Here is a 21,300-nt window from a genome sequence, read left to right as displayed (position 1 = left end):
TCCGCAGACACGACGCGCCGCCGCTACGCGGCGGCTTCCGCGCACGCGCGGAATGAGCCCGGAACTCCGTTCCGGGCGACGGGTCAACTCCGTTGCCCCGTAGGGGAAGCCGGCTCCGCCGGCTTCCCGTCCCTCCCGGGCCTGCTCCGCAGTCCCGTACGGGAGTTGGACGGGTGCTCCGCACCCGTCCAAGGCTGGCAGCAGCAAGGGGTGGGCGGTCTGGGGAGCTGGCGGGGTGAGGGGCTGTCAGGAAGCTTCGTTGCCTGATCGATTGGCCCGGAAGCATCGGCGTGTGTGTCACTTTGCATCCGCGGATGTCTTCTGGTCTACTGAACGGGTCCCGCTGCGGCCCGATGCGCTCGCCGAAAACGGCGGGATAGAGGGACTGCGAAAGCACTCCTGCTCCATCCTGTTGAAAGGCATGAATTACCGTCAAGGACGGCCCGGCTGGAGGACACTATGCCGCAGATGGAGTTGCGTCCGCATCAGGTTGAGGCGGTCGATGGGGTTCTTCGGAATCTTTCCGTCCCGGTCGGTGGCCGGATGCCGCCGGAGGGATTGAGGACGCAGGTGATCGCCGCTACCGGCTCCGGTAAAACACTGATCGCCGTGGAGTCCGCAAACCGGCTTTCCGCCCGCCGGGTCCTGGTCCTGGTGCCCACACTCGACCTCCTGACCCAGATGGCCCGTGCGTGGCGTCGTGGCGGGCGGCGGGGCGTCATGGTGGGGGTCTGCTCCCTGCGGGCCGAGGAAAGCGACGGTCTGCCGTGCACGACCGATCCGGATGAACTGGTCGCCTGGACACGGGATCTGGAGACGGTGACGATGTTCGCCACGTACGCGGCCGTGGGACTCCGTGTCCTGCAGCGGGCACATGCGGCCGGCCTCCCGGTGTCAGACCTCATGATCATTGACGAGGCGCACCGCACCAGTGGTGACGCTGGGAAGCCGTGGGCTGCGGTACACGACCAGCAGCAAATCCCTGCCGTGCGGCGGCTGTACATGACGGCCACGGCCCGTATCTGGGAAGCCGAGGGTGAGACGTCCCGGCTGGTGGCGAGCATGGACGAGGACTCCCCTGTCTTCGGGCCGGTGGCCTACAAGCTGAAGCTGTCGGAGGCCGTGCGTCTGGGGCTTGTAGCCCCGTATCAGGTGGTCTGCCTGGACATCCGCGACCCCGAGCTGCACGCCGCACTGGCGAGCGAGGACAACGGTTCGCCGGCCGTGCGCGGGGCGCGGCTGGCGGCCGTGCAGACCGGGCTGATGCGCGCGGCCGTTGAGGAGCGTTTTCGGCGGGTGCTGTCGTTCCACAGTCGGATCGGTGAGGCGGAGGCGATGGCGGCCGGGGTGCCGGCCATCGCGGCCCGGCTCGCCGAGGATGATCCCGAGACCTTCCCGCTGGCGGAGCGGGTGTGGGCGGACTGGCTGTACGGCGAGCACCCGCCTCTCCACCGCCGCCAGGTGTTGGATGAATTCGCGTCGGACTTTCTCGGAGGGGACGGATTCGAGGGCCGCGATATTCCGGCTGCATTGCGAGTTCTGAGCTCGGTTCGTGTTCTCGGTGAAGGCGTGGACACAGCCGAATGCGATGCGGTGCTTTTCGCTGACGCGCGCGGCAGCATGGTGGATATCGTGCAGATGGTCGGGCGGGCGCTGCGTATGCAGCCGGGGGCCGGAAAACTGGCCACGCTGATCGTGCCGGTATTCCTCGAACCCGACGAGGATCCGAATCAATTGCTCACCTCAGACGCCTACAGCACCCTCGCAAAGGTCCTCGGAGCCCTGCGGGCTCACGACACGGACACCATCGAAGCCCTCGCCGACCCACGCCTGCGCAACGCTCGTCCGCAAGGCGAACGCGAGGGTGACGAAGGCGAGTTCGCCGACGGCCAGGACGATGACGGCGAGAGCGGGCGGGAGCTGCGGACGGCTGCGGCGGCCGGGGTGCTGCGGTTCAGCGAGGAACGCGACCCCGCCGCCCTCGCCCAATTCGTGCGCCTGCGCGTCATCGACCCTGAACGGGCGTACTGGCGCCGCGGCATCGAAGCCGCCACCCGCTGGCTGAGGGAGACCGGCAACACTGAACTGCGCGTGCCCTACACGTACGTCACGCCTGAGGACTGGCCGGCCGGCATCGGCGGGCATCCCACGGGGGTATGGGTCGCGGATCAGCGCCGCTACTACGCCGCCGGCACACTCGAACCGGACCGCGTCGCCGAGCTCGAGGCACTCGGCATGGTCTGGTCCGTGCAGGACACCGCCTGGGCCGAAGGCCTCGCCGTGGCCCGCTCCTACGCCGCCGCACACGGCGGGATGCTCCTGCCGCCGGCCACCGCGGTGTGGGAGGGCTACCCGATCGGGACGTGGGCCAAGAACCTGCGTGCAGCGGCCCGCAGGACGTTCCAGAACGCCGAACGCCGCGCCGCCGGAGAGACGGGCGTACCCAGTGCCGGGGAACTCCCGCAGAGCCGTCTGGAGGCGCTGGAAGCGATCGACCCGGGATGGTGCCCCCTCGGCTGGGACATCACCTGGCAACGCACCTTCCGCCTCACCCACGCACACCTCAAGGCCGGCGGAACCCTGCCGACGGCCGCGGGCCAGATCATCGTCCAGGGCGAAGACCTCGGGGCATGGACCGCGGTGCAGCGGCACGGCTGGGACAAGCTCCTGCCCGCACAGCAGTGGCTCCTGGAAAACACGCTCGGACTCGAGCCCGCGGGCGAGGACGAACAGCCGCCCGCACGCCGCTCCCAGAGTGCCGCGTGGGAACGCAACATCACCGCCGCCCGGCAGTACCACGCCCGCGAAGGCCACCTACGGGTCCCGCGCCAGCACGTCGAGATCGTCGACGGCGAGGCGGTCGGACTGGGCCAGTTCGTGAACAACGCCCGCAGGCGAGCTGCGACACTCAACCCGCAACGACGCGCCGACCTCGACCAACTCGGCATGAGGTGGTGATGGTGAACGAGAGTGCCAGCCCGGTGCCGACCGGGGGGTCGCGCTAGCGAACGCTGAATACGCAGCGCTGGCTGGCAGCGCCGGGCGCGCGGGAACCGGACCTCGGTGGCCATTTCAAACTGATTGGCACGGGTCATGGTCGTCGTCGGCAGTGCGCGGATAGAACCAGGGACCTTTGTCTCTTGATCATCGAGCTTCCTTCTCGCATTGCTCAAGCCACTCGAGGTACCAGGTCCGGAAGGTGTGACGGTTTCCGTTTGCATCGACGTACGGTTCGAAGGGCGGGTTGATCGCCCGCTGTGCGTGGCCAACCGGATCGCTCAGGAGACGGTCCGCAACGGCTACGTGCCCATGGTGGTTACGGTCACTCGGACGCTGCCGGCAGGACCTCGATGGTCTTCGAGGTCGTGATCGGAGCGAGCGAGCTGTCGTCGGTGTAGGCGCGCATCGAGTCGTTCGTCACCGCCACGGTCACCGAGCCACGGCGCAGCGCGGTCAGCGTCCCGGTCTGCGGGTCAAGGATCGCGACCTTGCCCATGTCGCGGGCCTGACGGGCTACTACGAGGGTTTACCCGAAGCCTCGGAATCAACCGCCCGTTGGATACCTCTGCAAGCCTCTCAGGCTGAGCATGGAGCCACTTGTCCGGTGCACGTCACCAAGGAGTCTGATGAAGCGCCGAATCATTGCACTACTCACAGTGACTTTCGCAGCGGTACTGATCGCTGCCTCCCCGGCTTCAGCGACAGACGACTGGGTGAAGATGAGCTCCAATGTCGACACCACGGGATGGGCCAACCGCACGGCAAAGAGTTCGGTCGGTGGCGTGAAGATGGAGGTCTATGTCTACTGGTCCGGCAGCATGGACGTAGTGGTCGGCGGCGCGGTGTCGGACGTGGAGACGGACGGTTACTGCGGAGCGATTCAGATCCGCTATCAGATTTCCCCCTCGCCCGGGGAGTGGTCCGGTTGGCACTACCGGCAACTCGAACCCGCCGTCGACTGCAGCACTGACGGCAACTGGGTGGGCAGCTACCTCTGGTTGTCCCGCTACCCGACGATGAATCTGCAGGCCCGCGCCTGCCACGCCAATACCAGCGGCGCGATTGTCGAGTGTGAGGGAACGTGGCACTAACTCGTAAAGGGTGTCCCGTAACGGGGGCCGGGGTCTCAGGCATACTGGCGCTCGTTGCCGCTGGGGTCCGGAACTAGGACGGGAGCCTGAGTGCCTGAGCTGCGGTGTGAAGCGGTTCGTTGGGTGGATGACGAGCCGTTTCCCGGCATCGTTGAGGTTCAGTTCGTTGACGCTGCGGGCCAGCGTTGGTCTTTGATCGACAAGAGCTCGATCTTCGCGCAGTTCGCTGAGCTGACCCCCGAGTCGGTCTACCCGGTGAAGGTCACGGTGGCGTGCGAGGTCCAGGGCGACATCGGGGCGATGGGCGTTGGCGGAGTCGTGACTGTCTCCACTTCGCCGGACGGGGTCACGACGCCGGATGGACGGGACACCTTCGCTGTGAACCAGAGCCAGCTCATCCCGTGAGAGCGAGGTTGTGAAGTCGGGCGATGCCGAGCATGGCCTGGTGAACGCCGGTGCCCTTGAGCCGGCAGTCGCGCAGGATCTTCCAGTTCTTCAGCCGGGACAGGGCGTGTTCGACCCGGGCGCGTGCCCGGCGGTGGACGGCATTCTCCGCCTCCTGCTGCGGGCTGAGATGCGTCTGGCCACGTTGTTTGCGGTGCGGGATGAACAGGCCGGTGCCCTGGTAGCCGCCGTCGGCGATGACCGGGGCGCCGCGGCAGGCCCGGTCGACACCGGACTCCGCAAAGGCCCGGCAGTCGTTGCGGCTGCCGGGCAGCGGGGTCCCGATCGCCACGACCAAATGGCTGTTGGCGTCGATCACCACCTGCAGGTTGGTCGAGTACCGGTAATTCTTGCCGGAAGCGGCGATGCTGCGGTCACGGGTGGGCACCAGGGTGCCGTCGACGATATAGACCGTGTCCTTGCGCGGTCGCCGGGCCGGCGAGATGGCCAGCAGGGGTGCGAGGTGATCGAGAATACGGTCCGCCGCGGACTTCGAGACTCCGAACAGCGGCGCCACTGCCGCAATGTGCGGTTCGTCCGCCAGTACGTGGCCACCAGCAGCACCCGGTCCTCCAACGGCAGTCGCCAGGGACGGCCGCGCTGAACGTCGCCGCCACGGCGCCGTACCAACGCCACCGGCTTGGCGAACTGCACCTCGGACAGCCCGGAGAACGGCTCGATCCACTTCGGATCATCCGCTGAGATCACCCCACCCATGCCCAGGCAACGCACCAACCGCCACACGGGTTACGGGACAACCTCTAACAGGTGGTCAAACCAATCGAACGGGAAACGCTTAACTTCACTTGGTCCGAACGCCAAACAGGGGACCGTCCTGAAGTTTGTGTTTGGCCTGGTGTGACCCGAGTTGGCATGAGATGGGGTCTCTGCCGGGAAGGATCACGATGGGCAGCATGAACGAGACCGGCCCCGAGGGAAGCGAGCACCAGGTGCGGACGGGGGCGGAGTTGGCACGAGTGGCCGAGCAGGACCGGGATCTGGCCGAAAACCTGATCGAGCGGGCCCGCAGGGACGGGCTGCAACTGGTCGGAGAGAATGGATTGCTGACGGGGCTGCTGAAGCTGGTCCTGGAGGGTGCGCTGGAGGCCGAGATGGCCGAGCACCTAGGCTACGAAAAGGGCGACCCGGCCGGCGCGGGGTCGGGGAACTGCCGTAACGGAACCAGCCGCAAGACCGTGCTGTCGCAGGTCGGGCCGGTGACCATCGACATCCCCAGGGACCGGGCCGGGTCCTTCACCCCGCAGATCGTGCCCAAGCACGCTCGCCGCGTCGACGGCTTCTCCGAGACCATCGTGTCCCTGTACGCCAAGGGCCTGACCACCGGCGAGATCCAGGCCCACCTGGCCGAGGTCTACGGTGTGGACGTCTCCCGCGACCTGGTCTCCCGCGCCACCGCCCAGGTCTCAGCCGACCTCGCCGCCTGGCGCACCCGGCCCCTGGACCGCGTCTACGCGGTCTTGCTGATCGACTGCATCTACATCAAGATCCGCGACGGAGCGGTCGCCAACAAGCCCGTCTACATCGCGGTCGGCATCAACCTGGACGGCGACCGCGACGTGCTCGGGATGTGGGTCGGTACCGGCGGCGAAGGCGCCAAGCAGTGGATGACCTGGCTGACCGAACTACGCAACCGCGGCGTCCACGACGTCCTGATCGCCTGCTGCGACGGGCTGAAGGGCCTGCCCGAGTCCGTCAACGACGTGTGGCCCCAGACCGACGTCCAGCTCTGCGTGGTCCACCTCGTCCGCACCAGCCTGCGCTACGCAGCCAAGCAGCACTGGTCCGCGATCGCGCGGCAGCTCCGCGAGGTCTACACGGCCAAGACCGCCGACGAGGCCGAGCAGCGCTTCGACCGCTTCGCCGAGGAATGGGGCGAGCGCTACCCGGCAGTGATCGACACCTGGCGCCGCCACTGGGAGCACGTGATCGTATTCCTGCGCTTCCCGGCCCCGATCCGCCGGGTCGTCTACACGACGAACATGATTGAGTCCCTCAACTCCCGCTTCCGACAAGCGACCCGTCGCCGCGGGCACTTCCCCGACGACGACGCGGCGTTGAAGGTGCTCTACCTGGTGATCCGCAACCCGATCAAGAACCGGCCCAACGTCACAGGGAAGACTCCTTCCTGGAAGCAGGCCATCAACAGCCTCGCCGGCTACTACGGCGACCGCGTCACCGACCACTGACACCAATCACCGACACCAGACCACCCACAAAGAATCAGACACTCCCGCCGCCCGGCATCATCCCAGCTCAGGCCGCAAAGTCCTGCTGGAGTATTAGGCTGGCAGATCAGAGATCGTATAACCAATTAGCCCAAGCCTATTAAGTACGGGGATAGCCTTGGCGAGATACCACTCGAAGTCCACGTAGCCGTCAGCATCTTGCCGGAATACCGTATCCACCCTCGGATCAAGAAAAAGCTCTCTGCCGGAAGAGAACATAAGGAAAGAGCCACCGGCTCCCGTCTCTTTCCAGGAAAGGATTACCGCACAGGCACCGTGAGATTGACGTGCCTCCTCCATCTCGTTTAGCACCAGGCGCTCGACGCCCAGAGGGCGTCTCACCCAGTCGGTCATATCCGACTCCACGAGATAGCTGATATGCCCGCCATCCTCCATACGCCAGCCGCTGCCGATAAGTTCACCGATCAGCTCCAGAGGAGACAATTCGCGACTGAATTCAAATCTCATATTGACATATCTACTCATAATTCTAACCTATCATTCGCGTACGGTGTGGGGGCTCCAGAGACCCCACACCGTACGTCACCATAGCCTCACTGCCTCACCCTACCCCCTCGGTATAACTCGCCACGCAAACCCTTTCTTCACGAAATATTTTTGGATATTCTCCGGAATCGGATTCTCCGAAATCACTTGGAAATCCTTGCCGTTTTCCGTTGCGATCGCCCGAGATTCGCCAAGTTTCGACTTGAACGTGAGCATCTCAGCAGGATTGCTGTTCAGGCGATCCCAATACGTTCCGCTCTTCGCTTCGTACCATATTTCCCGAGAAGCTCCCTCCGGGGTGTAAGCGCCGTCGAACTGCCTCTTTCCTTCCTTGAAGCCAGGCTTCCCGTCAGCTCCAGGCTTTCCTCCGAGGCGTTTCATGAGGTCCATCTCGTAGGCGTCGCCACTTAGCTGCTGGATGCGCCCTCGAGAGACAGGTGGCCTCCCACTCCCCGGCGGCTCCTCTCCCAGAGGGGAGCCGCCGAAAAAGATACCCTCTGCATAGAGCGGACCTTGTGTTTCACAAGGGTACCCCGGCCTGCATACATCGCCTTCAATGATATCTGTGAGAACTCCCCTCCACCCCGTCGGCTGCGGCCCGTACCACATATCGACGGTCCACCGGAATGGAACGTCCTCCTTTTTCGTGTCGACGCCGACACCGCCTGCGTGGCCGTCACCTGTGGAGGAACCTCCACCCTGGTTACTGCCGCCTCCACCGCCACCCGAACCGCCTCTGCCGGCGGTCTCCTTGTCGGAGTCCGCTGGATCGCCGTGGAAGGTGTCCGGGTCCGTACTCGTGGGGTTCTGGCCGAATCCACCGCATATGTCCTTCGGGCAGAGTCCCGTGGGGTCGCTGTAGGTGGTGGGGTTGTGGGCGCTGTAGGCGTAGCCGCCGATGGTTTGGGGTTTGTCGAGTTCTAGGAGGGGGTCGACGCTGATGAAGCGGCCTGTGGCGGGGTCGTAGTCGCGGGCGCCGATATGGGTGAGGCCTGTGGTGGCGTCGATGTCGCCGTTGACGAAGCCTTTCTGGCCAGGCCAGAAGGTGGGGGCGGTGCCGCGAGGGGCTCCGTAGGGGAGGGTTTTGCGACGGTTGACGGCGAGGGTGGTGGCGGAGATGGACAGGGTGTTGGTGCCGTGGGGGTCGGCGACGAGGATGCGGACTTTCCCGTCGCTGCTGGTGCGTATGGCTGAGCCGCCGGGCACGGTGTAGTAGCGGGTGCCGTCCAGGGCGCCGGTGGATTTGGTGAGGACAAGTTCTTGTCCGCCAGGCAGGTAGAGGGTGGTGGCGGCGGGTTCTCGCTTGAGGAGGCGGGTGCCGTCGGCGTCGTAGAGGAATTTCGTGGTGGCGCCGGAGACGGTGGAGGTGGCGAGTTTGCCTTCCTCGTTCCAGGTGAGGTCCTGGGTGGGGCCGCTGGCGGGGGTCTTCTTGGTCAGGTTGCCGGTGGTGTCGTACTGGTATGCATCGGCGCCGGTTGCTCCTCCGGTAGCGGTGACAGTCCGGACGGCGTGGGGCTGAGCGGCGCCGGTGGTGGTGGGGTAGCCGTAGGTGCGAGTGGTGTCAGTGGTGACGGGGCCTGCTTTGTGCTGGGTTTCGGTGGCGCGGTCGCCGCTGCCTGTGAAGGTCCAGCTGGTCCAGTAGGGGTCGGTGGTGCCGAGGTTGGGGGTGCCGGTGCCGTTGACGGGTTTGGTGGTGCAGCCGTCGCCGGTGGTCCAGGCTTCGCTCAGGCGGCGGGCCCAGTCGTAGGTGAAGCACTGGTCATCGACGACGGTGCCGTCACTCTGGTCGTCGCGGATCCGGGTGACGTTTCCGACGGTGTCGTAGGAGTACTTGATGTTGGAGAGGGTTTTCGGACCGGAGGCCTGGCGGTCGGTGATCGAGGTGGCCAGGCGTCGGGTGATGGTGTCGTAGCTGAGGGTCTGGGTGACGAGGGTGCCGGAGTTGCCGAGCTGGGCCTGGGCGAGTTCACCGAAGGGTGTGTAGGCGGCGCCGCGCAGGTAGGCCTGGTTCAGGGTGCCGTCGACGATGGCGAGCTGGTCCTGCAGGTAGTGGTTGGTGACTGTTTCCGCGGGCAGGGCGGTGGTGGCGTTGGTGTTGGTGGTGCTGTAGGCGGTGGTGGCGGGCAGGCTGTTGACGGGGGTGGCGGTGGTGGCGACGGTGTAGGTGCCGGCGAGCTTTTCCTCTCCGGTCACCGAGGGCACGGTCACCTTCGTGCCGGTCGGGTTGCCCGCGGTGTCGTAGCCGGTCACTTCCGTCTTGTATGCGGCGGCAGGCGAGACGGACGTGTCGTAGCGGATGGAGGTGGCGGGCAGTCCCTTGCCGCCGGTGACGGTGTCGTAGGTCCACTCGGCGAGCTTGGTGCCGGTGGTGGAGCCGATCCGCAGGCTCGTCTTGCGGCCGAGTTCGTCGTAGGTGGTGGCCAGGGTGGTGTTGCGGGCGTCGGTGGTCGTGGCTATACGGCCATCGCTGCCGTAGACGGTGGTGCCGGCTCCCTTGTCCGGGTCGCTGGATCCTGTCTGGCGCCACGCAGGTCGTAGGTGTAGGTCCAGGTGTTGCGGCCGGAGGCGTCGGTGACCTTGGTGAGGTTGCCAACCGGGTCGTAGGTGTAGTGGGTGGCCTCGTAGTGGTCGGCGGGCGCGCTGATGACCGGGGTGCGGTCCTTGTATTCCCGTCGTTCGATCGTGCGGCCGCGAATGTCGTTGATGGCGAGTTCAGCCGTTCCGCCGTCCGGGGGCAGCGTGGCGGTCCAGGTGTCGCCGTAGGTGGTGGTGGTGCGCCACTTCTCCACGTTCAGGGACAGGGTCACCGTGGCGGTGGGGCGGCCCCGGCCGTCGTACTCGGTGACGGTGGAGGCGGGGATCTGGTTCGGTGTGACGGTGAGCAGGGTCGTGGAGACGGGCTGGTCGTTGTAGAACGGCGCGTCGGTCTGGAAGGCGCGGCCCTGGGTGTCGTAGAAGGTGTCGGTGACGGTGCGTCCGGTCACGCCTACGGCGTCGGTCTGGGTCTGGCGCTCGCGCAGGAGGGAGTCGTAGAGGGTGACGGAGGTGCCCCAGGTGCCGTCTTCATAGCGCTGTTTGGTCGTGACGGTTGACGGTGCGGTGGCGGAGATGTCGTAGGTGTAGGTGACGTTGGGGTCGTCGGTGGTGGCTCGGCCGGCGCTCCATGCATTGGTGAGGCGGCCCAGGCTGTCGTATTCACTGGTCGCCGTATGCCCGTTGGCGTCGGTGGCTTTGAGGGTCAGGCCGCGCAGCCCGTCGAGGGTGGTGGTGGCCGTCTGGCCCTTGGGGTTGGTGACGGTGATGGTGGTGGGCTGTGCGCCGGTGGCCGGTGTGTAGGCGGTGGTGGTGGTCTGCTGGTCCTGACCGGTGCTGCTGGTCACACGCCCGTACTGGTCGTAGGAGGCCTGGGCAGTGGTCTCCCAGACGAGAGCGCCGTTCGCGTCGAGTTTCGACGCCTGCTCGGTTTTGGTGACATTGACCTGGCCGGGCTTGGGCGCGGTGCCCAGTGACTGGTCGTCGTAGGAGGTCCGGGACGCGCTGGTGATGGAGCTGTTGAGGAACCCTCCGTCGCAGCGCGATGTGCTGATCTGGACCACTTCGCTGGGATAGGCGATCAGCCAGTTGCTCTTGTCGGGGGGGACGTAGGTGGTGCGGGTGCACACGGGTGCGACGCCGTGACCGGGGTCCCCGTCGTCGCCTTCGGAGGTGAGAAGGCCGTAGACCGGGTCGTAGGTGCGGGATGTGGTCAGCGTGCGCCATGTCGTGCCGTCGTCGAGGAGCGTGGACGCCTTCTCGGTGACCGTCCCGGACAGGTAGGCGACGGCGTCGGGGAGCTGTGGGCCGGCTGTTCCCGGCTTGTCGGGGTCGGTGATCCCGGTGATGGGCTGGGTGGCCGTGGCGTCGGATTCCCAGGGGATATAGGTGGTCTTGGCGACGATCTTGCCGCCGGTGCCGTCCTTGTCATAGGTACGGGTCTCGGCTGTCCGGCCGGAGAAGTCGTTACGGTCGGTGATGCCGTTGATCTTGGGTACGTCTCGGGGGCTGCCGTCGGCCAGGGTGTCGCCGGCCATGCCGAGGAAGTAGGTGCTCTCGGTCTTGGTGCGGTTGGTCGTGCCGGTCAGGGTGCGGACGGTGCCATAGCCGCGGAAGTCGCTCCAGCTGCGGTGTTTGTCGAGCGTGAACTCGTTCTGGTCACGCCGCCAGTTGGGTCCGTCATCGTACTCGTAGGTGGTGGACTTCGACTCCGAGCCGGTGCCGGCGGTGGTGTCGTCCTCGACCACCTGGGTCACTACGTACTTGTGGAACCAGTCCTTGACCGGGTCGACGGCGCCGTCCGGCGTCCACCAGGACGGGTAGCAGCGTTTGGTGTTCTTGTCCGGGGCGGGCAGGCTGCCGGTGGTGCATTCGGTGGGACTGTAGGTGACCAGCGTGTTGGCGCCGGTCTCGCTGGTGATCCGGGTGACGCGGTACTTGTTCAGCGGGGGGCGGCCCTCGGAGGTGTCGACCCGGTTGGGCATCAGCGTCCCGCCGGTGGTGATCTTCCTCGGCAAGGTCAGGTCGGGCAGGTCACCGGCCTTGGCGGTGCGCAGGATCGAGGCCAGCCACAGCGCGGGCGAGGAGACGTCACCGGTGCCGGGGTACTGATGCGCCAGGGTCCAGGTGTCGACCGGCTGCATCGTGCTGCCCTGCAGGGCGAAGGTGTTGACCGCCGTCAGACGCTTACGCGACCAGAACGACGGGGAAGCCTGCAGGCATTGCTCGTTGGCTTTGCAGTTCAGGTCGACCGGCACGTCCGGCCAGTTGGCGGCGTGGGCCTCGTCGAACGTGCAGTCGGACAGACACCGGTCCGTCACGTCGAACGTCACCTGGCCTGCCGGATTCGTGGTGGTGAGGGCCTCGCCGGCGCGCAGACCGTAGTCGATACGGGTCAGGTAGCCGCCCCGGGTGTAGGCGACGGGAGCGTCGATCTTGTTGTTCTGCGCGTAGTAGCCGGCTTCCTTGACGTAGTACAGGGCCATGGCGTCGTTGTGCGGGTCCACGACGTAGTCGAGGTTCCAGCGCCAGCCCTGGACCTGCACCGAGGAGGCGAAGTCCGTGCCGTGTCCGGGTTCACCACTGTGGTTGCCGTAGACGGGGACGGTGAAGACGGAGTTGGTCTCGGCTTTGCCGCTGCTCCATCCGGGCAGGCGGTTCTTCCCGAACCAGTACTGGGTGCCGTCGGTGGTGGTGAGCTTCCAGTACTCGTAGTCCCTGTCGCCGTTTACATCGTTCGGGGAACTGCCCTTGATCAGTTCGACACGTGAGCCGTCGTCGTCGGCCGGCTTCCAGACGCTCTTTCCGGAGTCCCATACCAGCGGGGTGGACCTGCCGTTCAGCGACAGGGTCGCGTTCTGGGACTTCCAGCACAGATCGCCGACCTTCTCGGTGTTGTTGCCGCCTTCCTTGTCGTTCTCGCACGGGGCGTAGGTGCGCTCGATGTACCCGGGCGAGTACTCCCAGCCCTCACCGACCCACGACGTCTGATTGTTGGTGGAGGACGTCCGGCCGTCCACGGCCGAGGAGTTGTAGGTCAGCCCGACCTTGGGCTCCAGACCGCCCGGCACCGGCGGCACCGCGAAGGGGATGTTCCAGCCGAACCCGCCGGAGTTCCCGCCCGCCGACCACGACCCGGACGGGGCCAGCGACGTGGCCTTGAACGATCCCTCATCACCGGAGGTACCGGCTTCGGCGGCCAGCACCACCATGCTCTGCGTGGACGTCTCACCGGCTGCCAGCGAAGACGAGCTGGGGGCGCTCTGGGCGGGGGGAAGCGCCACGGTCGCGGTCAGGGTGTGGGACTTCACGTCGTTGTCCGTCGCCAGCGGCACGCCCCGGCGGCACTTGGCCGCCTTGGGCGTGGTCAGTGCACAGGCGGGAAGCCGCACCAGGTGCAGACGCGAGGCCCAGCCGGCGCCGTACGCCGACGCGATGCCCGTGTAGTCCACCTGGACATCGACCGCCCCGGCCGGGGCGGAGGCGTCAGTGGACTGCAGTGACAGCAGCAGGCCGTCGATCCCGGCCCGCTGGGTGGCCTTAGGGTCGGCCACCTTCACATGCACGCGGTTCGGACCTGAGCCGCCAGCAGCACGCGCGCCCTTGCCGCCCGAGGCGGGGCGGGAGGGCCTGCCGACGTGCACCGGCAGCGACCCGGCCTGCACCCGGGGGGCACGGCGCTTGGCGTCCACGCCCGCAGCGGCTGCGGGCAGTGAGACGTCCGCTTCCCCCGCGGCCGGCCACACTGGCTTTCTTGGCGGGTGCCAGAGGTTCAGATCGGACTGCGAGCGCACCACCGTGTTGTGGGTGACCAGGTCCTTACCCGGTACTGATGCGGTCTTCGGCACCGGACGCGGCGAGAACTTGGCAGCGGGTGCGGCCCAGCCGGGGGCTTCGAGCAGGGTCACGCAAAGGACCACGGAGAGCAGGCCCACCAGAGCGGTCACCAGGCGGTGTGCCCGCAACAACCGATGCACCGAAAACGGCATGCCAAAGCTGCGGCGGAACGCCATGGAAATCCCCACCCCTAGACCCTGTTCGCTACAAATATCAGTAACAGGAAAGCCGATTCGGCGCCCGCGCACAAGAGGAAAAAGAAAGTCCCCGACACTGCATTGCCCCCCCTTCTGAGCAAAACAATCTTCATGCCGTCATCATGAGGCAATGCGCCGTGACCAGGCACAATGAAGATCAAATCAGAAGAATGTTCACAAAGAGGAGGCATGTGGAGGAGGTGTGAATACGTGCGCGAGTCGTCATCATTTCAAGCGTTGCGCAGGTTTAGGGATGGATACTTGGCGATTTAATCCGCGGGTTTCACGTACTCTCCGGGGCGTGCTTCCTGAAAGGATCCTGATGAAATCTCCTCAGCGCGCACGCGGCAGGAAGAGACGCGTGGCTGCGACTCTCCTGGTCCTCGCCTTCCCTGCAGCAGCGGGTGTCAGCGTGCAGACCCTTCCCGCCGCAGCCGCGGCTCCCACCGTGGCAGAGGACGGGTCGTCTTCCACACCGCTGTCCAGTTCCGAGAACGAGGCAGCTGCCCTTGCGGCGAAGACCGGGCAGCCCGTCGAGATCGTGGACCGGCGCGAGGAAGACGCCGAGACCTTCGCCAACCCCGACGGCACCACCACGCGCCGCCAGTACTCCACTCCCATATGGTCCCGGTACGAGGGGGTGTGGAAGAAGGCCGACGCCACCATGGTCCAGCGTCCTGACGGCACGGTCGGCCCGGCCTCACCGACCTTCGGCATCACCTTCTCCGGTGGCGGCACCACGGCGCTGGCCACCATGGCCAAGGACGACAAGCGGCTGTCCCTGTCCTGGCCCACCGCCCTGCCGGAACCCGTTCTGGAGGGCAACACCGCCCTGTACAAGTCGGTCCTGCCGGACGTCGACCTCAAGATCAGCGCCGAGGTCGACGGATTCGCAGAAGATCTGATCATCAACACCCCGCAAGCCGCAGCCGATCCAGCTGTACAGAGCATCAAACTCGGCGTCACCACCGTCGGCGTCACCCTCGCCGACGACGCTGCCGACAACCTGACCGCCACCGACGCAAACGGCAACGTCGTCTTCAGCGCCCTGCGCCCCAAGATGTGGGAGCAGCCGGCCGCCACCTCCACGGCCGCAGTGTCAAAGATGTCCGTCGCCGCCGCAGGAGACACAGGCGACCAGCCGAGCACAGCACCCGTGGGCGTCGAGGTTTCCGGCAACACGCTCACCCTGACCCCGGATCCCACGCTGCTGGCCACCGCCGACCAGTTCCCCCTCGTGGTTGACCCGCCGTTCTCCGGCGGTACACGCGAGAAGTGGGCCGTCGTCTACTCCGCCACCCCGAACGCCGACTACCCCAACGGCTCCGGCTGGAACTCCGACACTCCCAGCGACGAACCGCGGGTCGGCTTCAACGGCACCGGCAGGACGCGCTCCTTCTTCGCGATGAACACCGACGGCCTCGCAGGCGCGGACATCCTCAACGCCACCTTCGCCGTCGTCGAAACCTACTCCTGGGGATGCGACGCCTCAGCCGCCGGGTCGACCGAACTGTGGTCCACCGGCGGCATCGGCACCACCCCCACCTGGAACAACCAGCCGAGCTGGGCGAACAGACTCGACTCGGCCTCCTACGCCCACGGCAACCCCACCTACTGCCCGGGCAATCTCGGCCACGACTACCACTCCACCGCCCTCACCAACTACGTAAAGGAGGCATCCGACAACGGCTGGGGCACCCTCGTCTTCGGTCTGCGGGCCGATGACAGTCACGAAGGCGATCACGACAGCTTCAAGCGGTTCACCAACAATCCGGCCCTCGAAGTCACCTACAATTTCAAGCCCACCGTCGACGACCACGACGCCTACGAAGGCTCATGGAGCCCCGGCTCAGACGGCAACAAGCCGGTCCCCTGCGGCGGTCTGATCGGCAACAGCGGCATCGCGCTCACCGCGAAACTCACCGACAAGGACCGCGGAAAGGTCAAAGGCGAGTTCTCCGTGACCAACTCCGCCGGCACCACAGTCACCTCCCCCACCTCCGACTGGGTCCCCACCGGGCAGATCGCAACGGTCACCGTGACAGCGGACAAGCTCACCAACGGGTCGTACACCTGGAAGGTCCGCGCCAGGGACGAGGAGGACACCACAAGCGCCTACACCGCGTCCTGCAGTTTCTCCGTCGACCGCGTCGGCCCGGACAAAACGGTCGTGGTCACCAACATGGACGACTCACCAGCCAACGAAGCCACCGACGTCTACACCGCCCGCAAGCCCGTCCAGCTGCACCTCTACAACACGGCCAACGACCTGGCCGGCTTCTGCTGGACCACCGACCAGTACGTGTCCATATCCAGCACCCGCTGCTCCAACGGCAGCTGGGTCAACGTCAGCGCCGACCAGCACAGCGCGAACGTCACGGTCACCCCCAGCGGCACCCCGAAGAGCACCCTGCACGTGCTCGCCTTCGACAAGGCCGGCAACCACTCCCCCTACGACAAGGACACCGACTCCGTCATCCTCAACACCAGCCAACCCGACTTCGTCTACGCCCCCGGCAAAGACCCCGGCAGCGGCCTGGCCCACACCGACCTTGCCGGTGACCTCACCGGCGACGGCTACACCGACATGGTCGCCATCGACAACACCGGAAAGCTGCGCCTGTACGCGGGCGACGGCACCGGCAAAGTCTCCGCCGCCGAAACCGTCGGAATTGGCGGCTGGAGCGGCGCCCTCATCGCACACCGCGGCGACCTCCGCAGCTTCACCAGCCCCACCCTTGCACCCGACGGGTACGAAGACTTCGTCGTCCGCCTCAGCGACAACAAGCTCTACGTCTACGGCGGTGACGGACAAGGCCGACCCGCCTACGACACCCGGACCGAAATCATCCACCCCAACATCGACGACGCCAGCGACTGGAGCCGCATCCGGCAGATCATCGCCCCCGGCGACATCGACAAGAACACAACCGAGGGCCACGCAGCAGGCAACGACCTCATCACCATCGAATGCACCACCAGCGCCTGCACCGACGCCAAACTGTATCTGTACACCGGCAACACCATCGGCGGCGTCGATCAGGACCAGACCGTACCGTTCGACCTGAGCAACCGCACCGTCATCGGCAACGGCGGCTGGAAGGACTACACCAACCTCGCCATCGGTGACCAAAACGGCGACGGCGTCCAAGACCTCCTCGCCCGCGACCCCAGCACCGGCGAGCTCTTCCTCTACCCCGGCCGCATCACCAACGGCACCTTCTCTCTCGGCTCACGCACCCTCTACGGAACAGGCGGCTGGGACCGACGCCCCCACCTCGCCTCTCCCGGCAACGTCCAGGGAACCGTCACCACCGCTACCTACAACGACCCCGACGCCGGCGCCGCCATCACCTACCACCAGTTCCAGCCCACGACCGGCGAAACCTACGGTGACCTCTGGGCCACGACACCCGCCGACCCCGACTACACCGTCAACTACATCGACGCCAGCGGCACAGACCAGACCACCACATGCCCCTCAGGCTGCCTGCTCTTCTACCCCGGCAGCGCCACCACCCACCGCAAACCCAAACTCGTAGGGGCAAGCGGCTGGGACACCACCATCACCAACATCTCCTGACCAAACACGTACAGGGGGAGGGCCGTCAGCTTGCTGACGGCCCTCCCCCACACCCCCAACGCTCCGCCCGGCGGTGCCCGCAGTGGACGCCGACCGAGGAGGGGCGTTCATCGCCCGCCTGTTGAAGCCGGACCAAACCGATCTGCTCAAGCCGCAGTCGCAGGCCGTCACCGAGTGAGGCAGCGCCCCATCAAAGGGCTCAACCCATCGGCCGGTGGCGAGCCAGGGAACCAGCACGTGAACAGGTTCCATCCCTGGCCGGGCTGCGCCACGCGTGGACGGGCCCGCTCTACCGCCAGCCGGTCCCTGATACGTGCGGTCCCGTACTGCGCTACCGGGCAAGGGTCACGGTGATGGGGCTGTCGGGGCAGCGACGCAACGACTCGGCCAGCGCAGCCTGTTCACCCGCATCGATGCTCAGGCCCCAGCGGGTCTTGTCGGCCACCCAGTCGGTGACGTACGTACAGCGGTAGCCGACGGCTGGCGGCAGCCACGTGGTGGGATCCTGGTCCGCCTTCGACCGGTTCGAGGCGGCGGACACCGCGATCAGCGCGCCCGGTCGTCCCCCAAGTCGTTGGCGTAGGCCTCGCGCTCCTTGGCGCTCCATGCGTACGCGCCGGAGTCCCAGGCCTCCGCGAGCGGCACCAGGTGGTCGATGTCCAGGCCCCGGGCGCCGTCGATGTACCGGTCGTCATACGGCGAGTACCACTGGCCGCCCGTCAGCGTGCAGTTCGCGCCCTGCACCGGTGCGAGGACCGCCTCGGCCTTGAGGACCTCGGCCCGGGTGTTGCAGCCGTCGCGGTCGGCGTCGATCCAGTGCTTGAACTTGCTGCGCTCATAGCCGGTGCGGTCCTCATCCCTCACCGGGAGCTCGGCGAGGGCCTCGCGCACGGGCAGGGTCACCGTCTCACCTGGAGCAGCGTGTGATCGCGGTGTGGCCGCGGCAGCGGTGTGGGCGGTGGCCGGGATGAGGAGTGCGGCGACAGCGGCGGCCGCGGCTGCGGTACGGGTGAGGCGCATCGGAGGTAGTCCCTTCGAAGATCCCGAACAGGTCGAGCTCTTCGTAGCGGCCCCGCAGGCACGACTCGCCCGGAAAACCGTTCCGCCCTCACCCATGCGAACGGTAAGTCACATCACCACCCGCAGGCCCGTCCCCCACCCTCACCACAGCCACCTCAACCGCCGCTGACAGAAAGCGGCTTCACCCGCCGAACCTCGGGGCGCGAGCAGGTAGTGCGCGGGCGGCCGCGCAGAGCGCGGTGGGAACGACCGGTCGTGTGCCGCGCGCCCCTCCGCTGGAGTGAATCCTCACGCGAGCTGGGCCTGCCGGCCGTCGGCGATCAGTATCTCTATGGGGTCGGGTGGCCGGGAAGAATCACACCTCCCGGCTCCCACAGATCCGTACGTGAGCCTCTCGACTCATACGGCTCTTGCCACCCTCGTCACCAGACAGCAGGGACGGTGTTGACCCATCGCCAGTGCGCGTAGAGCCTCGGGTGCGTTCGAGTGACCCTCAGCCACGCTTTCTGCGCTGCCTTCCGTCCCCGCAGTCGCTTGTACTTCTTGCGGACCCACCGCATCAGGTAGGCGTTGACGCGTGCCAGGAGTGGAGTCAGCGCCGACCGGTAGAACCGGCCGTAGTACGTCATCCAGCCCGCGGTGATCGGATTGATCCACGCGGCGATCTCCTGCTCTGTGAGGCTGACCTGTTTGTGAAGCCGCCAGCGGCGAACCTCACCGCTGATCTTCTTCAGGGCCTCCTTGCTGATCGCCGGGAGAAAGGCCAGGAAGAGCCGGCCGTCCTCGGTGTTCTGCGCTCGGCGTGGGCGGAACGTGTACCCGAGGAAGGTGAACGAGGTATACGCGTAGGTGCCGCGTCGCCTCGCGTCCTTGCAGTACACGATCCTGGTCTTGTCGGGGTGCAGCCGCAGCCCGACCTCCTCCATCCTGTTCCCGATCGCTTCCAGAACCTCTCGGGCCCGGGCTTCGGAGACGCAGTGGACGACCGCGTCGTCTGCGTAGCGCTCGAACTGGAGGGTCGGGTACTCCCGGGCCATCCAGGCGTCGAACGCGTAGTGCATGAACAGGTTCGCGAGCACAGGTGAGACCGCTGAGCCCTGTGGGGTTCCACGGTCGCGATCCTGCAAGGTGCCATCGGGGAGTTGAAGCGGTGCCCGTAGCCACCGCTTGACGTACAGAACCACCCAAACGGCGTCGGTGTGCGCTTGCACGGCCTTGACGATGAGGTCCCACGGGACGCTGTCGAAGAACTTCTGGATGTCTATGTCGATCACCCAGTCCGTTTTCCGACAGCGTTCCCGACAGACCCCGACCGCGTCCAGAGCCGACCGCCCCGGGCGGTAACCATAGGAATCCGGATGGAAAATTGGCTCCACCCTGACACCGAGATGATTTGCCACCACGGTTTGCGCAACCCTGTCGGCAACGGTAGGAATTCCGAGAATTCTCGTACCGCCACCGTGAGGCTTGGCGATCTCCACCGCCCGCACCGGAGGCGGAAAGTATGTCCCCGACGACATTCGGTTCCAGATCTTGTACAGGTTACCCCTGAGATCCGTCTCGAATTCGGCGATGGACTGCCCATCCACGCCCGGCGCTCCCTGATTTCTCTTCACCTGAAGGTAAGCCTCCCAGACCTCCCGCTTCGAAATCTCAAACGACTTGTCTGGTGACCTCAACGCATCCATCCAGTTCCTCCCGGACGTGCCGGTTGACCAAACGAACAACGCCACGGATGACCCGGTCCCTTGGCTCCACCCCCATTACAGGGGCTTCGGCGCTACTACGAACCGGTCCGCCGACGTGCTCCGCGACGGTACTCACGTCCCCACTCGGCTCAGCCGATCAGGGCTCTCCCTCTCGCCACCCGGAGGCGGACAGTTTCGGTGCACGTCTTCTCACGTTTCACGTGGAAGCAGCAGATCAGGATCGCGTCGCCTCCATGCCGGACACCGCCTGGCCAATAGGCGGGCACCCGCCAGGCTCTTCCCGGGACCAATCACACACCCCGGTTTTGATGCCATCTAGTTTCTTACGACACGTCTGCAGCGATTCGCTTGCGCTCGCCTTCCTGATCCCTACCTGACACCTCTAAGGCGCCTTTTCCTCGATCGCTCACCACGACGGTCTTCAGCCAACGCAGCACGAGGCGGTTTGGAGCCTCCCCCCGCAGGGCGACTCCGAAGGGCCAAATCCTTCATCTTCCACGCAACATCGCGTCAAAGGAATTCTGCCTACAAGAACTTCTCCTTCGCGTTCGTGACACACGTGATCAAAAAAAAAACGTGATGCGTGCCGGCGCCATCGCCGCGCTGGCCCTGCTCCCCCTGTCCGCACCCGCATCCGCCACCGGCGGCACCGGCCCGGCGCATGCCGGGATCGACTGCCCGTCGGGGGTACGTGTGCATCTACCCGGAGATCAACTTCGGGGGTCAGCCGTGGGTGCGGCGTGCCGTGGACGGCGGGGTGAAGGACCTGCCCTCCGCGATCCGCGACCGCGGCAGCTCCATCCGGAACAACTCCGACCGCACCGCCCGCGTGTACGAGAAGCGGAACTACTCCGGCCGGTGGGTCTGCGTGAGTCGCAGCGGCGGCTCCATCCACGACCTGCGCGGCTACAACCTCAACGACCAGACCCGCTCCCTGAAAATCAACCGCAACGACTGCGGCTAGAACACCCCGGCCAGCAGGAACAGGAAGAGGGACAGCGGAACCGCTGTCCCTCTTCCCGTCCGGCTGACCGGCGGCGCGCCGAGGTCAGGGTCCGGTGCGCCGCCGGCGTTCATCGCGTCCGCCGGTGCGGGTCAGCGGTGGCGGTGGCCGCCCCAGGAGACGGAGTCGAC

At 66.2% G+C, this 21,300-nt stretch carries 11 protein-coding genes and 2 pseudogenes; 6 read left to right on the top strand and 7 right to left on the bottom strand.

Annotated elements, in window-relative coordinates; translation table 11 throughout:
• Positions 1-459: 459 nt before the first annotated feature.
• Positions 460-2,958: a DEAD/DEAH box helicase gene (locus IE318_RS42185; protein ID WP_189908154.1), complete on the top strand. Its 2,499-nt coding sequence runs from the start codon at positions 460-462 to the stop codon at positions 2,956-2,958.
• Between the two features lie 364 nt (positions 2,959-3,322).
• On the opposite strand, the gene IE318_RS42180 is transcribed toward IE318_RS42185, so the two are convergent.
• A complete protein-coding gene (locus IE318_RS42180; protein ID WP_189908153.1) occupies positions 3,323-3,496 on the bottom strand; it encodes a hypothetical protein in 174 nt (57 codons plus the stop codon).
• Positions 3,497-3,626: 130 nt separating this feature from the next.
• On the opposite strand from IE318_RS42180, the gene IE318_RS42175 reads away from it, so the two are divergent.
• Both IE318_RS42175 and IE318_RS42170 read left to right on the top strand, forming a co-directional pair.
• The gene (locus IE318_RS42175) at positions 3,627-4,091 is read left to right on the top strand and encodes a hypothetical protein (RefSeq protein ID WP_189908152.1); all 465 of its coding nucleotides are present in this window, start codon (positions 3,627-3,629) and stop codon (positions 4,089-4,091) included.
• Positions 4,092-4,181: 90 nt separating this feature from the next.
• On the top strand, positions 4,182-4,496 hold the full coding sequence (locus IE318_RS42170; protein ID WP_189908151.1) for a hypothetical protein: 315 nt from the start codon (positions 4,182-4,184) through the stop codon (positions 4,494-4,496).
• Here the strand turns inward: IE318_RS42170 and IE318_RS42165 are convergent.
• Positions 4,486-5,252, bottom strand: a pseudogene (locus IE318_RS42165) (transposase). The gene IE318_RS42170 and the pseudogene IE318_RS42165 sit on opposite strands and share 11 nt — an antisense overlap.
• Positions 5,253-5,440: 188 nt before the next feature.
• On the opposite strand from IE318_RS42165, the gene IE318_RS42160 reads away from it, so the two are divergent.
• Positions 5,441-6,742, top strand: a complete 1,302-nt coding sequence (locus IE318_RS42160; protein ID WP_444546222.1) for an IS256 family transposase — start codon at positions 5,441-5,443, stop codon at positions 6,740-6,742.
• Positions 6,743-6,835: 93 nt separating this feature from the next.
• Here IE318_RS42160 and IE318_RS42155 read toward each other — a convergent pair whose 3' ends face one another.
• The 3 genes from IE318_RS42155 to IE318_RS46260 all read right to left on the bottom strand — a co-directional run bounded on the left by IE318_RS42155 (position 6,836) and on the right by IE318_RS46260 (position 13,728).
• Positions 6,836-7,249 (bottom strand): hypothetical protein, encoded by a 414-nt coding sequence (locus IE318_RS42155; protein WP_189908149.1) that lies wholly within the window; start codon positions 7,247-7,249, stop codon positions 6,836-6,838.
• Between the two features lie 99 nt (positions 7,250-7,348).
• Positions 7,349-9,538 carry an RHS repeat-associated core domain-containing protein gene (locus IE318_RS46265; protein ID WP_189908148.1) on the bottom strand — a complete coding sequence of 730 codons (2,190 nt, stop codon included), beginning with the start codon at positions 9,536-9,538 and terminating at the stop codon, positions 7,349-7,351.
• A gap of 203 nt (positions 9,539-9,741) precedes the next feature.
• Positions 9,742-13,728 carry an RHS repeat domain-containing protein gene (locus IE318_RS46260; RefSeq protein WP_189908147.1) on the bottom strand — a complete coding sequence of 1,329 codons (3,987 nt, stop codon included), beginning with the start codon at positions 13,726-13,728 and terminating at the stop codon, positions 9,742-9,744.
• Between the two features lie 487 nt (positions 13,729-14,215).
• On the opposite strand from IE318_RS46260, the gene IE318_RS42140 reads away from it, so the two are divergent.
• A complete protein-coding gene (locus IE318_RS42140) occupies positions 14,216-17,437 on the top strand; it encodes a hypothetical protein (protein WP_189908146.1) in 3,222 nt (1,073 codons plus the stop codon).
• Positions 17,438-17,768: 331 nt separating this feature from the next.
• Here IE318_RS42140 and IE318_RS42135 read toward each other — a convergent pair.
• Together IE318_RS42135 and ltrA are read right to left on the bottom strand one after the other, a co-directional pair.
• Positions 17,769-18,457 (bottom strand): annotated as a pseudogene (locus tag IE318_RS42135) (HNH endonuclease family protein).
• 422 nt (positions 18,458-18,879) lie between these two features.
• A complete protein-coding gene (gene ltrA / locus IE318_RS42130) occupies positions 18,880-20,190 on the bottom strand; it encodes a group II intron reverse transcriptase/maturase (RefSeq protein ID WP_229904139.1) in 1,311 nt (436 codons plus the stop codon).
• 637 nt (positions 20,191-20,827) lie between these two features.
• Between ltrA and IE318_RS42125 the strand changes: the two genes are divergently transcribed.
• The gene (locus tag IE318_RS42125; protein ID WP_189908145.1) at positions 20,828-21,130 is read left to right on the top strand and encodes a peptidase inhibitor family I36 protein; all 303 of its coding nucleotides are present in this window, start codon (positions 20,828-20,830) and stop codon (positions 21,128-21,130) included.
• The last annotated feature ends 170 nt before the right edge of the window (positions 21,131-21,300 follow it).

Origin of the sequence: Streptomyces spiralis, assembly GCF_014654675.1 — a bacterium.
Classification (GTDB): Bacteria; Actinomycetota; Actinomycetes; order Streptomycetales; family Streptomycetaceae; genus Streptomyces; species Streptomyces spiralis.
Note: the sequence above shows the minus strand (reverse complement) of the source record. Positions and strands in the feature narration are given on the sequence as shown.